A 15,245-nucleotide genomic window follows, 5' to 3' on the forward strand; every position below is an offset into this window, starting at 1 on the left:
TATATTGAAAGAATAATGAGTAAAAAAGATAAAAAACTAAAATCAGGTAGTAAAGAATGGACTGACGCTCTCATTTTTGCAATAATAGCTGCAACTTTAATTCGTTGGGCTGCATTTGAGGCATTTACAATCCCTACTTCATCTATGGAAAAATCGTTATTAGTTGGCGATTACCTTTTTGTAAGTAAAGTTCATTACGGACCTCGTACACCAAAAACAATTTTGCAATTACCTTTAACGCATCAAACAATTTGGGGTACACAAATACCTTCCTTCTTGGATTGGGTTCAACTAAAGTCACATAGAATCCCTGGTTTTACATCTGTAAAAAATAATGATGTAGTTGTCTTTAATTATCCTGCGGAAAAAGGATTCCCATCGGATATGAAGTTAAACTATATCAAACGTTGTATCGCTATTGCTGGTGATACATTACAGATTAAAGACCAAGAAGTTTTTATAAATGGTAAAAGAGCTGAAACTCCATCAGAGAGCCAAACACAATATACTATTGTATCTAAAACTCAAATTGGTAAAAGAACTCTAGAAAAATACAATGTTTACGCATATGACTATAATAATATAGCTCATTACAGGTTAAACATGGTTCCAGGACCTGAAGGTAAATTTACGTATACAGCAATGTTACCTAAACATAGTGCTGATGATTTAAGAAAGTTAGATTTTATAGAATCTGTTGATAGGATTTACGCTAGAGAAGATAATGATGTCTTCCCACAAAAAGCAAGTAATAATTGGTCTATTGATAATTTTGGACCACTTTATATTCCTAAGGAAGGTGATGTAGTTAAAATTACAGCAGACAACTGGTCGCAATATAAAGCGATTACAGAAGAATATGAAGTAGATTATAATGATGGTAAAATAGGTACATTTAAGGATGGTAAATTCTATTTAGGAGACGAAGTTCAAGAATCGTATACCGTAAAGCAGAATTACTATTTTATGATGGGAGATAACCGTCACAATTCATTAGATTCAAGATATTGGGGATATGTTCCGTTCGACCACGTAATAGGTAAAGCTGTTATGGTCTGGATGTCTAAAGACAATAATCCTGATGCAGAAAATAGTATTAGATACGACCGCATTGGTCTTCTAATTGGTAGCGATACACAAATTCCTAGTTGGATTAAAATCGTTATTGGCATCTTACTACTAGCATTCTTTGGTTATTTCAGCTTCGTTAAAAAGAAAGACGAGGACAATAATCAAATTAAATAATAAAAATACTAAAGACGTTTTTACGTCATCATAGCCGGAGTTGACATTGTTGACTTCGGCTATTTTTTCAAACCATAATTACCATATATTAATCACATAGTAGAAATGAAAAAATTCTTACACATCGTTTTAATTTCATTTGTGCTTACACCATTTTCGGTATTTGCACATGAGGGAATGTGGCTTCCTTCCCTTCTTCAACAATTAAATGAAGAAGATATGCAGGCAAATGGATTTAAGCTAACAGCTGAAGACATTTATTCTGTCAATAAATCAAGTATGAAAGACGCAGTTGTATGGTTTGGTAGAGGCTGTACAGGTGAAGTTGTTTCTGATAAAGGTTTAATTTTAACTAACCACCATTGTGGATACGGACAAATCCAATCTCATTCAACAGTAGAAAATGATCTACTAACTAATGGTTTTGCTGCACAATCTTTTGGAGAAGAACTTAAAAGTAATGGTTTAACGGTCAGCTTTGTTGTGCGTATTGAAGATGTATCTAAAGCAATTCTTGATGGTGTAACAGATGACCTAAAAGAAGAAGAACGTCAAAAAATCATTAAAGAGAACATCGCTAAAGTTGGTGATAATGCTATTAAAGATACACATTACGAATACATCATTAAACCTTTCTTTTACGGTAATGAGTATTATATGTTTGTTATGGAAACATTCACAGATATTAGATTGGTATTTGCTCCGCCTTCATCAATTGGTAAATTTGGAGGAGATACTGATAACTGGATGTGGCCAAGACACACAGGTGACTTTTCAATTTTTAGAATCTATGCTGATAAAGATGGAAAACCTGCTGAATATTCAGAAGATAATATTCCTTACAAACCTAAGTACCATTTTCCTATCACATTAAATGGTGTGAAACCTAACGATTTTACAATGGTTTATGGTTTCCCCGGTCGCACAAAACAATATTTACCATCAGAAGGTATTGAATATACTGTAGATAAATCAAACCCTATTAAAATTGCAATGCGTGAAAAAACAATTGCAATTTATGATAAAAATATGGCCGCTGATGACAATGTCCGTATTAAATATTCAGCAAAAAAAGCGAGAGTTGCCAATGCTTACAAAAAATGGATTGGCGAAAGTAAAGGTTTAAAACGTCTTGATGCTATTGATAAAAAAGTAGAACAAGAAAAAATGTTTGCTGATGCCGTAAAGAATAAACCTGAATATGCTTCTTTACTTGCAGATTTTAAACAAGAGTTTAAGGAAATTGAAAAGTATCAGTTAGCAAGAGATCTTTATGTAGAAGAATTGTATTACGGACCAGAGATACTCCGATTTGCTTTAGGGTTTGAAAAATTGAACAATGCAAACGCAGGTAACCCTGAAACGATGAAAACTATTGCAAAACTGAAAAACTCTACAAATAGTTTTTTCAAAAACTATGATAAAGCAACAGATCAAGAAGTCTTTGTATCTGCATCAACTTTATATTCAGAAGCAATTGACTCTAGTTTCTTACCATCCGCTTTTTCGAAAGCAAAGGATAAAGACGCTTTCAATAAACTTGCTGCTACGGTATATAAAAAGAGTATTTTCTGTAATCAAGATAAATTAGATGCTTTATTAAATGGTCCAGAAGATGCTATTTACAGTAAAATAGTAAAAGACCCTGCCTTTATTATTGCTAAAGAGATACATGATACATTCACTATAAAAGTACAACCAGAGTACAGTAAATTGTCGGAGAGTATAGATTTATCTATGCGTACATATGTGAAGGCATTACAAGAAGTATTTCCTAATAGAGAATATGTTGCCAACGTAAAAGGTGCTAGTAAGCAATATTGGTCTGATGCTAACAGTACGCTAAGAGTAACTTATGGTAAAATTGAAGGGTCTGAACCACGTGATGGTGTAGATTTTAAATATTATACCACTCTAGAAGGTGTTATGGAAAAAAGATTAGTTGATGTTCCTAATACTCATGAGTTCTATGTTCCAAAAAAACTTATTGACTTATATAAGGATAAAGACTACGGTCAGTACGCAGAAGATGGTAAAATGGTGGTTTGTATAACAGGCTCAAACCATACAACTGGTGGAAACTCCGGGTCACCTGTAATCAATGCAGAAGGACAACTTATAGGTATCAATTTTGATAGAACTTGGGAATCAACAATGTCAGACTTAATGTTTGATCCCGTAAAATGTAGAAATATCATTGTTGATATTCGTTACGTCTTATTTGTTGTTGATAAATACGGTGAATGTAGTCGATTGATTGATGAAATGACAATCGTGAAAAACTAATTCAGGACGAGACACAATACATAAAAAAAAGCCTTATTTCAAATTCGAAATAAGGCTTTTTTTTTACATTTCATCTAATTGATATAATTTATATTTTTCAATTAAATCAATAATTTTTTTACTGTATTCTGGATCTGTTGCGTAACCACATTTTGATAATCCCTTTGCCCATGCTTCATAATCATAAATTGGAAGCTCAAAAAGTGATTCATACCATTTTCTAGCAGTTAGAAACTCTCCATGATCAAAATAAGAATCTAATACTGAATTGTATACCCGGAAGCATTCAGCATCTGCATCATCATCATGAGTTGTTGTTTCTCCTTTCCATTGAGCATGACATTTAATACCAAAATGATTATTTGATTTCATTGCCAATTCTCCCTCTCCAAAACCTGATTCCAAAATACCTTGAGCAATCGTTATACTTGCTGGTACTTGGTACTTCTTCATAGTTTGTACAGCATAGTATCCATATTTTTCTATGTATGCTGTAACTCTATCTTCTGCGGGTTTAATAAAAGAAAAACATGATGAAAGGTTAAAGAATAAAATCGTTAATAAAAGGAATAATTTAATTTTCATGTTTTAGGTTCGACTATACTTATAAGGTTATTTGTATTAATAGTAATACAGTTTAAAGTACATATAAGTCGAAATAATTATTCCTTATTAACAAGATAAAATTATTCTTCTAATTTTAATCTTTCCGTTATTTCTGCTATCGCCTTCTCTTCATCATCATTAATTCCTTCAGAAGCTTCTGCAAACAAAGTTAGAATATCAAGTATATCTTCTTTTTCATCATCATTTTCTTCCAAATAATTTGCTAAAGTATCTAAGAAAGGATCTTTCCACTGCTCAAGTGTTTTTATCAAATACTCTAGCTCATTAAAATATACTTTTTGTAAATTTTCTAATTCAGATCTTGTTAAAGAGCTTTTATAGCCTTCTGCCATAAATTTTGATAAGTATTTTACAAATACCCACTCTTCTTCATCTACAATACCATCAGAAGCAACAATTAGCAAACAAGGGAAATAGGTAAATAAAGTTTGAAAATGTAAACGCGATAATTCTATCTGATTTGATGCGTTATATTTTTTGTAAAGTTCTTCTGTATTAAGATGCAAACTCATAGTTATTTTTTAAAATTCAATCAATGTCAGTTAATGCTTTCTTATTTTTCTAGGGCATTCGCTTCAAGTAATGTAATTTTGTTCTTTAAAGTCAAAGAACAAAAAAATGAGCGGAATAATCCTAGCTATAGAATCATCTTGCGATGAAACATCAGCATCAGTAGTTAAAAATGGTACTGTTTTAAGTAATATAGTTTCTACACAAGAAGTACACCAAAAATATGGAGGTGTAGTTCCTGAATTAGCATCTAGGGCGCATCAAAAAAATATTTTACCCGTAGTTAGCGAAGCATTAAAAGGTGCAGGAATAAAAAAAACTGATCTTGATGCTGTAGCTTTTACTAAAGGACCTGGACTGTTAGGTGCATTGTTGGTAGGTACTTCTTTTGCTAAAGGTATGGCTATGGCATTAGATATTCCATTAATTGGAGTAAACCACATGCAAGCTCATATTCTTGCTCACTTTATTGAAAGTCCAAAACCTAAGTTTCCATTTTTATGCTTAACTGTAAGTGGAGGACACACACAGTTAGTTGTTGTGAAATCTCCCCTTGAAATGGAAGTTATTGGTGAGACTATTGATGATGCTGTTGGTGAAGCCTTTGATAAAACAGCTAAAATTATGGGTTTAGATTATCCTGGAGGACCACTCATAGATAAATTTGCTAAAGATGGTGATCCATTAAAATTTAAATTCCCAAATGTCAATATTCCAGATTATAATTTCTCTTTTAGCGGTATAAAAACTGCTTTTTTAAATTTCCTTAGAAAAGAAACACAAAAAGATGCCGATTTTATTGAAAAGAATAAAGCTGATTTATGTGCTAGTATTCAATTTACGCTGATACGTATTTTAATGAAAAAGCTTACCAAGGCAGCCAATGAATTAAATATAAAAGAAATTGGTATTGCAGGTGGTGTTTCTGCGAACTCTGGCTTAAGAAGTACGTTAAAAGAAGAAGGTGAAAAATTGGGTTGGAATGTGTTTGTTCCAGAATTTGAACATTGTACAGATAACGCAGCAATGATTGCAATGGCTGCACATTACCAATATGAGGGTAAAGATTTTGAAAAACTTTCTACCTCTCCAAATCCTCGTTTAAAATTTACTGGATCAAGATAAAACAAATTTCTCTATGGGTCTAATTGTTGTTGCTCTCGCATTTATTACTGCCATTGGATTGGGTATATTCTTTAGTGTTCAATCTAAAAATAAAGGTATTGATACATCTAACCGTTCCTTTTTAACTGACGCTAATGTTATAAAGTTAGCATCAGAAAAAAAAGAAGGAATAAGTGTTGCAGCTCTTTGTCTTCATTCAAATGCCAACGCAAAAGATGCTAAACAGAAATTAGAAGACCTTAGAGAACAAGGAATTCTCTATTTAAGTATAGAAGAAAATGGAACAGAAAAATATTTAATAAGTGACATATCACTTTTAGATCATAAAAAATAAACCTTCTTAGGGGTTAACTTTTGTTAAACCTTTTGTTGAGATATTTACTATACAAATAAATTATATTGATATAAGGTATTAAATGGAGTTTTTATCTCCTTTAGTCCATATATGAAAATGAAAAATGGAAAGTCTTTTGAATACAATTTCAAAAGACTTTTTTGTTTACAAAAGCATTTTACATATTTGTGCTATGGAATCAATACTAGCATTTATACATTGGGATGTCAACCCAGAAATACTTCCAGGAATACTTCCTGTAAGATGGTATGGTTTACTTTTTTCATTAGGGTTTTTTATTGGTACATGGATAATGGCCAAAATCTTCGTGAATGAGAACCGACCAGAATCTGACGCAGATGCCATTTTAATTTATATGGTTGTTGCTACAATAATAGGAGCACGATTAGGGCATGTTTTATTTTATCAACCTGATTATTATTTACAACATCCACTTGAAGTTCTTCAAATTTGGAAAGGAGGATTAGCAAGTCACGGTGGTGCAATTGGTATTATCATCGCTCTTTATTTATATAGTAGTAAGAGACCTGACCAGCCTTGGTTATGGATATTAGACCGTATTGTAATTCCTGTAGCTTTAGCAGGTTGTTTTATACGTTTTGGTAACCTAATGAACTCAGAAATTATTGGAAGACCAACTGATGTACCTTGGGCATTTATTTTTGAACGTGCTTATGTTGCAGATCCGTTGACACCTCGTCATCCTGCTCAGTTGTATGAATCTATCACATACCTTATAATATTCTTTATTCTAGGTACTATTTATAAAAAGAAGGGACACAAGTTACCTCAAGGTATATTATTCGGACTATTCTTAATATTAGTATTCGGAATGCGCTTTGTTTGGGAATTCTTTAAAGAAGATCAAGTAGCATTCGAAGCAACTATGGAATTAAATATGGGGCAATGGTTGAGTATTCCTGCTGTATTAGGAGGACTCTTCTTCTTTGTTAGATCACTAGGAAAAGCAGGTACTCCACCTCCATTTCCAGAAGTTAATCCCAACGAAGATAAACTGAAGAAATAAAAAAAATCCTTGATTAATAAATTCATTAATCAAGGATTTTTTCTTTATAAACGATTAGTCATTTAAAATCTATTTTTCAATATCAATATTAAATAACTCCGAAATCATTTGCCCCATTTTCTCCCCTTCCTTTTTGTCTGCACTTGCAGATGCTTTTAATTGAAGCACAGGAACTTTCATTATCTTATTTAATAAGTTCTTTGTAATCTTATCAACTTGTTTCTGTTCCTTCAAACTTAGTTGCCCTTGATATTTTAGAACTTCTTTTTCTCTTATTGATTCAAGTGTATTCTTTAATCCTTTAATTATAGGAGAATACTCCATTTCTTTAGAACGCTTATTGAATTCAACTAAAGAATCTTGAATTATAGCTTCTACCTTAGGAATAGAATTTAATCTACGCTCTAACGCTTTATCGGCTCTTGCATTTATATCGTCTACTGTGTAAACTAATACACCAGGAATTTTATCTACATCTTCTGCTACAGACCTAGGTACAGAAAGATCTAAGAAACATTTAAAAGCTAGAATATCTAAATCTTTAACATTATCAACATTAAAGTAATCTGCTATTGGTAGAGAAGATATAATCACGTCTGCTTCTTTTGCAGCATGCCATAACTCCTCAAAAGCTCTAATATTATACCCTGTGTCTTCTGCTAGTTCTTCTGCAACACTTAATGTTCTATTCATTATCGTTACATCAGAAATATCTGTATTCTGAAGGTTCCTAACAGCGTCTGTTCCAATTTCTCCAAGCCCAACAACTAAAACCTTCGGGTCAGTTATATCAAGCGTTAGCTCATCAATCATTTCTACTGCAGCATAAGAAACAGAAGCCGCTCCATCTCTAAATTCAGTTTCTATCTGAACACGCTTATTTGCATTGAAAATTGTATGCATTAAACGATGCAGATACTGACCAGCCATATTATAGTCGGCCGTCCATTGGTAAGCTCTTTTAACTTGATTCGAGATTTGAATATCACCTACAACTTGAGCTTCTAAACCAAGTGCAACACGAAATAAATGATTCTGCACTTGAAGAGGATCGCAATCAGACTCAAAATACTTTACGGCTTCCTTGATGTCAACACCTTTCTTATTACTTATTTTCTGAATAATATCAACAGACATGTCCTCATCAGATACATAAAATGCTTCTGTTCTGTTACAAGTCGACACAAATAATAACTCATTAATACGATCATCCGATTGATAATCTTTCAATAACTCTTCACATTCTTGCTGAGTTAATGAAAACTTACCACGGACGTCTATTGGCGTATTTTTATATGATAATCTTACTTCTTTGAAATCTTTCATCGTATTATTCAGAAAGTAAATAGATGAGATAGTGTTAATCTCCTAAATACAAATGTACAACTGTTTTTAAGAAAATGGTAACTCCTTAAATTTGATTACCAATTTATATTATAAATCAAGCTGTTAGGGTAAAAATCTAAGGCTATAAATGCAAAACTTTGTTTAGACATTAGCTGTTTTAATTGTTGACCTTTTAAAGATCCATCAACACAAAGTCCATTAAAATTCCATGTCGATTTTGTTTGTTCATCAATAAAATGATTGCCTTCTGAAGAAAATGTTAATAGTCTCCCATCATGAAATGAAGAATACGCAGCCATTGAACCCGATTTGTCATTATTTTTAATTTCTCTACCTCCTAGCATTGCAGTTGAGTTCCCTTCATAAAAAACCACAACATACATATCCATCGGTAAATCATTGAGTACTTTACGTTGTTGTAAATCTTCTAAAGGATAAATTATATGGTTTCCACGTAATTCAACTAATACAACTGTTTCCATTGGCATTAGCTTTTCGCTAGGCATATAATTTAAATAAAGAGGCTTTTCTGTTAAAACATTATCATATTTATAATAAGGATTGATACCATAAGGTAATTGCTCATCTTTTACATTATCTCTGATAACCAAACCATACTTACAGTTTTCGTAAAAGTCTCCCATTGTCATTCTAAGAGAAGGTATTTGTTTTAACTCTGTTCCTAAAAAATGACCAACTTTAGCCGTACCATTATATTGTTGCCACCACGATTCCGTTTGCTGATCATAAAGAATAATATTACTCTTTCTAATCATGCCAGAAGGTTTAAGTAACAATTCTCTTTGTACCCCTCTATGTGTAAAACGGCGTTCATAAACTATTACTGCATCTGTAAAGGGACAGTAGGTAACTGCTATTGGCATTCCTCCAATTCTATCATTAATTACTTGATGGAATATTAGAAACTCTAGAGGGTATGCCTTGTACTCTCTACCAGCACTTACAACAACAACATTTTCGTTATTATTATAATATTCTTTTGACGTTTCTTCGTTATAAAAACGAGGGTTATCTATACTCTGAAAAGCTGATCTAGGCGTTAAGGCCTCAAACTCATAAAGTGAAATTGTTGTTCTGTTCAAGTCAGTAGTCCAATCATCTTTCACCCCAACTCTACTCAGCTGCGCATAGCCTTGTAACACAAACCCTATTACTAATACCGAGAGACTGATTATTCTCTTCATTATTTCCTTTTATCAAAAAATTATTAGGTTCTCTTAAACAGCATAAATTTAAGAAAAAGAACTCACTTTATATTGTTTATCTTATTCTATTTGGTGTTTCTCTTCCTTTAACAATTGGTTCGATACCAACTATAATACCTTTCGTTACCTCAACAACATTATTATAATTAATAGTTGATGGTTCATCATTAACGGTATGGTAAAAAGAATCAAAATCTATATCTGTAGAAGATACTGTATGAGCTGGTACTCCCTTTGCTGCAAAAGGTGCATTATCTGAACGCATAAAAAGATTGAGATCTTCATAAGGATCAGCAAAAAACTTAAATTTCACTTTCCTATTTGCCAATACATTACCTGACATTATTTTACCCAATGATGATTTATTATAACCTGTTATATATGCCTTTCTTTTACCATTTGCAGAAGTTTTACCTATCATTTCAATATTGACCATTGCAACAATATTCTTTAACTCCTCTTCAGTCATTTTACTAGCCATATAAGTGGACCCTACTAAACCAAGCTCTTCTGCTGTGAATGTTGTAAACAGTAAAGTTCTTTTATTAATATTTTTTCTTTTCGCAAAATAAGATGCTATTTGGATTACTGCAGATACGCCAGATGCATTATCATCTGCTCCATTTGCTATTGAATCTCCTTGGATAGTTTTTAAAATTCCTAAATGATCATGGTGTGCTGAAATCATTACCGTTTGCTCTGTGGCTCCTTTCAACTTAGCCATAACATTTCTCATTTCGACTTTTTCAACATCCTGAGAAAAATCAATAACTATTTTCTTAAATTTTGCTCTAATTGTTGGATTATCTTTTACCCAAATAATTCTTTGAGGAGAAGCAATACTTTCTTGATAAGGTTTTCTTACTTCCGATGCAATCAACTGAGATAATGATATTAGATGTTCCTTAGATTTTACCCAAACGAATGTCAATTGATCTGAAGAAATAAGTTGTTTTCTAAATTCTTGAAAAGATGTTCCTTCTGGGATTTCTTTTACAGCAATATCCTTAAGTTTCTTAGAATAGATAGATTCTACATTTGTATCAACAAAAAAATCACCTTCGCTAATTGGTAATTTATTTAATGATAATGCGTTCTTTTCAACAACTTTAGAATATTTAGTCAATACTTGGAAATAAGTTCCATTATCTCCTGCAGGTGTTAAGCCTAACTTTTTAAATTCATTACTGATAAAATCTGTTGCTATATGTTCCCCTTCACTCCCTGCAAGGCGACCTCTTAAAATATCACTTGAAAGAGAATCAATTATATATTTTGTTGTTTGAACTGATATTTGAGCATAAACATTAGAATTTGAAATGCTTATCAAAACAATAAAAAGCAATACGAAAGTTTGTACTATTCTCATGAACTATGAAGATATGTTTAGAAATTCCCTAATGATTTCAATTATTAGAAACTTTTTAAGGGGGTTTATGTATTTAAGTAGTGTGACACAATTCGGCTATGAATTGCTTTTAATGATAAAAGTAAAATAATTTTTACTGAAAATCTAAGTCTACAACTATGAAAGAAAACACTACAGAAGTGGAAAATCTTTTTAATCAATTAAAAGATGCCACTGATAAAGATACAATATTAGATATAGAAAATTCAATATTACAGTTATGGCAAAAAACTGATGATCCATTTTTAAATGATATCATTGCCTTAGGTGTTGAACAAATGTCTAACGAAAGATACAAGGACGCTATTGCAACTTTTTCTCATGCTTTGATATTTAATAAAGAGTGTGCTGAAATTTTTAATAAAAGAGCAATTTCTTATTACATGCGTGGTGAATTTAATAACGCCATCAAAGATCTTAAAAAGGTACTAGAATTAGAACCTAGGCACTTTGCTGCTATGTCTGGACTTTCAACAATTTATAAAGAATTGAAATTAGAAAAGCATACATTGGCAATGTTACACAAACTGTTATTGATTGTTCCTAATAAGAAAGGGTTAACATCTCAGGCAAAAAGTCTAAGAAAAAAAATTAAGAGTAACTAATTTACAAATTGTAAATCTCTTTTTCTTTGACTTGGATCTGGAGCTTCTGGTGGTAATATAAATACGCCTGGAGGTAGATCTAAATCAGGGTCTTTAGGTTCTTGAGGCCAACCTCCGTTATTATCGTTATCGTCATCATCTTTATCGAATGTAGAACTACCTGGATTGTCTGTTATTAGAAATGTTTTATAAAAAGACCAAATAGCTAGTCCTATAGATAAATACATAAGTAACAGTAAGATATGGATATTCTGCATGACAATGATAGTTGATAATTTATAAAGAGTATTATTTGTACTTAATTTAAAAATAAAAATAATTCGTTATATAAACAAAGAGGTACCCACATGAGTACCTCTTTTTTAATGTATTTTATTTTAAATAGAATCTTTTTTCTTCTATATATTCATTTAATTTGTCGAGTTCTTCTTTTACGGTAATCTCTTCTAAGTTTTCTTCTACTAAAGATGCTCCAACTCGTTTATCAATAACTTTTAGTACTTTATATTTTCTCCAAATTGGTGTTTTTTTCACATCAATTACATCCCTTTCTGTTACTTTTTGAGAAGGTTTTGGCATTTTTCCGTTTAAAAGTACTTCTTCTTTTTTACAAGCATCTGTGGCTAGAGATCTCGTTTTAAAAACTCTAACGCACCATAAATATTTATCTATTCTCATCTCATTTTAGGTTAAATTAATTTGGATACTTAACTTCTAATAGAGTGCCTTTCTCATAAATTTCTTCTCTCTCCAATACTCCATTTTTATCAAAATATTTCCAAGAATTTAATTTCTTGTCTTTGTATTGTTTCCCTGAAGCTCTTAACTGACCATTATCATAGTATTGTTTTACAACTCCATAAATATAGCCTTTATCATAAGGTGTTTCTTTCAAAGTAGTTTTACCATCTTCAAAATATTCTATTCTAATTCCAACAAGGCGTCCTTTTCTATATCGTTCTTTTGTTAGAATAATACCATCATGATTATAAATAAAAGCCTCACCTTCTTCAAAACCATTACTGTATTGCTTCTTGGTTTTAACTTTTCCATCAGAATAATATGTTTTCCAAGTTCCTGATTTTAACTTTTTAGCATACTGTCCTTCTACTTTCAATACTTTGGTATCAAAAAATTCTTTAAATGTATAAGCTGAAGGATTTTTAGCATAAACCTCTAAAATCTCCAACGTTTCACCATCAGTAAAGAACGTTTTTTGTTCGCCCTTTTTCAGTCCTTTTTGATAATTAAAAAACTCCTTCAAATTACCATTATCGTAAAATACTTTAGTAATACCATGCATTTTACCAGATTGCATATGCCCTTCTTTTAAAAGAGTTCCACTTTCATTAAACTCTCTAAATATCCCTTTTTGCTCTTTACCTAAAGCCGTAATCATTTCAGCTTTTAATTGACCTGATTCGTAATAATTTTTATAATTTCCAGTATTCTTACCTTCAATCATTTTTACTTCAGACATCAATTTTGAATTTCTATAATATTCTTTTCTTAACCCATGTTCTAGGTTATGCTGAAAAGGAATTAAAAGTTTTAGTGTTCCATCTTCAAAATATTCTTTTGATTCTCCCTCTAGAACTCCATTTATAAATAGGCTTTCTTTCTTTGTTTTACCACTTGATGCATAATAAGTTGTATAGCTTCCATCAATTAAACCATCGAGGTAATTCCCTTTTTGAACAAGATTTCCTTTTTCATCAAATACTTCAGTAATTCCATTACGCTTTTCACCTAACATTTGTGATTTCGACATTACAATTCCCGAAGGGTAATACTCTGTCCACATATTAGTTTTGGTATTATGTTCTAACTGAATTTCTCCAGATTGATAATACTTTTTCATCGTACCAACCATCACATCATTTTTAAAATGTGCTTCCGTCTTTTTCATACCTTCTACATAAAAAGAGGTATATTTTCCAGATTGGATTCCGTTCTTGTAATGGGTTATAAAATGAACCTGACCGTTCTCAAAGAATTCTTGAAATATTCCATTTAACTCTCCATCCTTATAATGTGATTTCACAATTAAATTGTCACTACCGGGAAAGTACCTTTTATATTCTCCATCAATTCTATTTGAATCGCCATCAATTACATAAAACTCTTCGGCAACAATCCCTGCCCAATCATCATAAAATGTTTTGATAACTGTTCTATTTTTTGTTTGAGCAAAAGCTGATAAAGAAAAAATAGTAAACAGACTAATTAGAAATGTATATTTGAGTGTCTTAATTTTTGTATTCATTAGGTATATATCATTATTCTAAGGTACAAAGATCAATTATCATTCCTACAATGACAACTAAGTAGTAAGTTTTTAAGATTTAAATCGATTCTTTATGTATTTACATATCGCTGGAAAGGAATTCAAAATCAATGATCTACGCAATGGAAACTTTCAAATGTATGGAGAGGAATATATTGATAATGTTCTAATTTTCTGTTTTGAATGGTTAAATGGTAAAGAAGAATTTACCATGCAGTCATCGGGTTCTACCGGAATGCCTAAAGCTATACTTGTAAAAAGAAGTCAGATGGAAGCTAGTGCAAAAGCAACTGCCAAAATATTAGCAATACAAGAAAATGATAAGGCATTAATCTGTATAAATACAGAATACATTGGAGGTAGAATGATGCTCGTAAGAGCTTTAGAATTTAAACTAAATACATGGATTATACCACCTACTTCTCACCCATTTAGTAAAGTTCCTAGAGATATCGAATTTGATTTTATTGCAATGGTTCCTTTACAAGTCCAATCATCAATTGACAATGAATTGGAGCAAATACAAAAAGTAAAGAAAATTATTATTGGAGGTGCACCTATTAGTAACCTTTTAAGTAATTCAATTCAGCAAAACCTACATCATACCGCTATCTATATGACTTATGGCATGACTGAGACGGTCTCTCATATTGCACTTAAAAAAATTAGCTATACAACTGATGGTTTATATCATACACTAGATGGGGTCTCAATAAATGTAGATGAACGCAATTGTCTGAATATTATAGCCCCAATGTCTGACTATAAAAAAGTACAAACTAATGATGTGGTAAAATTACACAGTTCAACATCGTTTGAATGGTTAGGAAGAGCAGATAATATAATTAATTCTGGAGGTGTTAAAATACAAGCAGAAAAAGTTGAAACTCATATCTTAAAAATACTATCCGATATGGGGTACTCTTCTGTAAGTTTATTTATAGGAGGCATTCCACATTCCTTATTAGGGGAACAAGCAATTTTATTTATTGAAGGAATTAGTTTAACTATTGATGATCAAAAAACACTTCTCCAAAATCTTTCTAAAAAAGTAGGTAAATTTGAAGTACCAAAACAGATTCATTCTATTGGTAGTTTTATAAAAACAGACACAATGAAAGTTAGAAGGAAAGAAACTATCAATAAATTCTTAGAAACTCAATAATGAAGATTAGTGTTATTACAGCTGTTTATAAC

15 protein-coding genes are annotated in these 15,245 nt (G+C 31.5%); 7 read left to right on the forward strand and 8 right to left on the reverse strand.

Going from position 1 to position 15,245, the window contains the following annotated elements:
- Window positions 1-15: 15 nt before the first annotated feature.
- On the forward strand, window positions 16-1,245 hold the full coding sequence (gene lepB / locus EI427_RS12560) for a signal peptidase I (RefSeq protein ID WP_126615139.1): 1,230 nt from the start codon (window positions 16-18) through the stop codon (window positions 1,243-1,245).
- 105 nt (window positions 1,246-1,350) lie between these two features.
- The gene (locus tag EI427_RS12565) at window positions 1,351-3,531 is read left to right on the forward strand and encodes a S46 family peptidase (protein ID WP_126615141.1); all 2,181 of its coding nucleotides are present in this window, start codon (window positions 1,351-1,353) and stop codon (window positions 3,529-3,531) included.
- 63 nt (window positions 3,532-3,594) lie between these two features.
- Here EI427_RS12565 and EI427_RS12570 read toward each other — a convergent pair whose 3' ends face one another.
- Window positions 3,595-4,116: a glycoside hydrolase family 73 protein gene (locus EI427_RS12570; RefSeq protein ID WP_126615143.1), complete on the reverse strand. Its 522-nt coding sequence runs from the start codon at window positions 4,114-4,116 to the stop codon at window positions 3,595-3,597.
- A gap of 101 nt (window positions 4,117-4,217) precedes the next feature.
- Window positions 4,218-4,670: a hypothetical protein gene (locus tag EI427_RS12575; protein WP_126615145.1), complete on the reverse strand. Its 453-nt coding sequence runs from the start codon at window positions 4,668-4,670 to the stop codon at window positions 4,218-4,220.
- Window positions 4,671-4,776: 106 nt separating this feature from the next.
- On the opposite strand from EI427_RS12575, the gene tsaD reads away from it, so the two are divergent.
- The 3 genes from tsaD (at window position 4,777) to lgt (ending at window position 7,175) form a co-directional block, all read left to right on the forward strand.
- Window positions 4,777-5,793 (forward strand): tRNA (adenosine(37)-N6)-threonylcarbamoyltransferase complex transferase subunit TsaD, encoded by a 1,017-nt coding sequence (gene tsaD, locus EI427_RS12580; RefSeq protein WP_126615147.1) that lies wholly within the window; start codon window positions 4,777-4,779, stop codon window positions 5,791-5,793.
- A 13-nt stretch (window positions 5,794-5,806) separates the two neighbouring features.
- Window positions 5,807-6,127, forward strand: coding sequence for a hypothetical protein (locus EI427_RS12585; RefSeq protein ID WP_126615149.1), 321 nt, complete (start codon window positions 5,807-5,809; stop codon window positions 6,125-6,127).
- 193 nt (window positions 6,128-6,320) lie between these two features.
- A complete protein-coding gene (lgt, locus tag EI427_RS12590; protein WP_317125721.1) occupies window positions 6,321-7,175 on the forward strand; it encodes a prolipoprotein diacylglyceryl transferase in 855 nt (284 codons plus the stop codon).
- A 69-nt stretch (window positions 7,176-7,244) separates the two neighbouring features.
- Here lgt and hemA read toward each other — a convergent pair whose 3' ends face one another.
- The 3 genes from hemA to EI427_RS12605 all read right to left on the reverse strand — a co-directional run bounded on the left by hemA (window position 7,245) and on the right by EI427_RS12605 (window position 11,117).
- Window positions 7,245-8,501 carry a glutamyl-tRNA reductase gene (gene hemA, locus EI427_RS12595; RefSeq protein WP_126615151.1) on the reverse strand — a complete coding sequence of 419 codons (1,257 nt, stop codon included), beginning with the start codon at window positions 8,499-8,501 and terminating at the stop codon, window positions 7,245-7,247.
- A gap of 95 nt (window positions 8,502-8,596) precedes the next feature.
- The gene (locus EI427_RS12600) at window positions 8,597-9,727 is read right to left on the reverse strand and encodes a DUF3179 domain-containing (seleno)protein (protein WP_126615154.1); all 1,131 of its coding nucleotides are present in this window, start codon (window positions 9,725-9,727) and stop codon (window positions 8,597-8,599) included.
- A gap of 76 nt (window positions 9,728-9,803) precedes the next feature.
- Window positions 9,804-11,117: a M28 family metallopeptidase gene (locus tag EI427_RS12605; RefSeq protein WP_126615156.1), complete on the reverse strand. Its 1,314-nt coding sequence runs from the start codon at window positions 11,115-11,117 to the stop codon at window positions 9,804-9,806.
- 158 nt (window positions 11,118-11,275) lie between these two features.
- On the opposite strand from EI427_RS12605, the gene EI427_RS12610 reads away from it, so the two are divergent.
- Window positions 11,276-11,761, forward strand: coding sequence for a tetratricopeptide repeat protein (locus EI427_RS12610; RefSeq protein WP_126615158.1), 486 nt, complete (start codon window positions 11,276-11,278; stop codon window positions 11,759-11,761).
- On the opposite strand, the gene EI427_RS12615 is transcribed toward EI427_RS12610, so the two are convergent.
- The 3 genes from EI427_RS12615 to EI427_RS12625 form a co-directional block, all read right to left on the reverse strand.
- Window positions 11,758-12,018, reverse strand: coding sequence for a hypothetical protein (locus tag EI427_RS12615; RefSeq protein WP_126615160.1), 261 nt, complete (start codon window positions 12,016-12,018; stop codon window positions 11,758-11,760). The two genes, EI427_RS12610 and EI427_RS12615, sit on opposite strands and share 4 nt — an antisense overlap.
- A gap of 115 nt (window positions 12,019-12,133) precedes the next feature.
- Entirely contained in the window at window positions 12,134-12,439 is a 306-nt protein-coding gene (locus EI427_RS12620; RefSeq protein ID WP_126615162.1) for an RNA-binding S4 domain-containing protein, read from the reverse strand.
- 16 nt (window positions 12,440-12,455) lie between these two features.
- On the reverse strand, window positions 12,456-14,027 hold the full coding sequence (locus EI427_RS12625) for a toxin-antitoxin system YwqK family antitoxin (protein ID WP_126615164.1): 1,572 nt from the start codon (window positions 14,025-14,027) through the stop codon (window positions 12,456-12,458).
- Between the two features lie 94 nt (window positions 14,028-14,121).
- Between EI427_RS12625 and EI427_RS12630 the strand changes: the two genes are divergently transcribed.
- Entirely contained in the window at window positions 14,122-15,213 is a 1,092-nt protein-coding gene (locus EI427_RS12630) for an AMP-binding protein (protein ID WP_126615166.1), read from the forward strand.
- Window positions 15,214-15,245 lie beyond the last annotated feature (32 nt).

Origin of the sequence: Flammeovirga pectinis, assembly GCF_003970675.1 — a bacterium.
Taxonomy (GTDB): domain Bacteria; phylum Bacteroidota; class Bacteroidia; order Cytophagales; family Flammeovirgaceae; genus Flammeovirga; species Flammeovirga pectinis.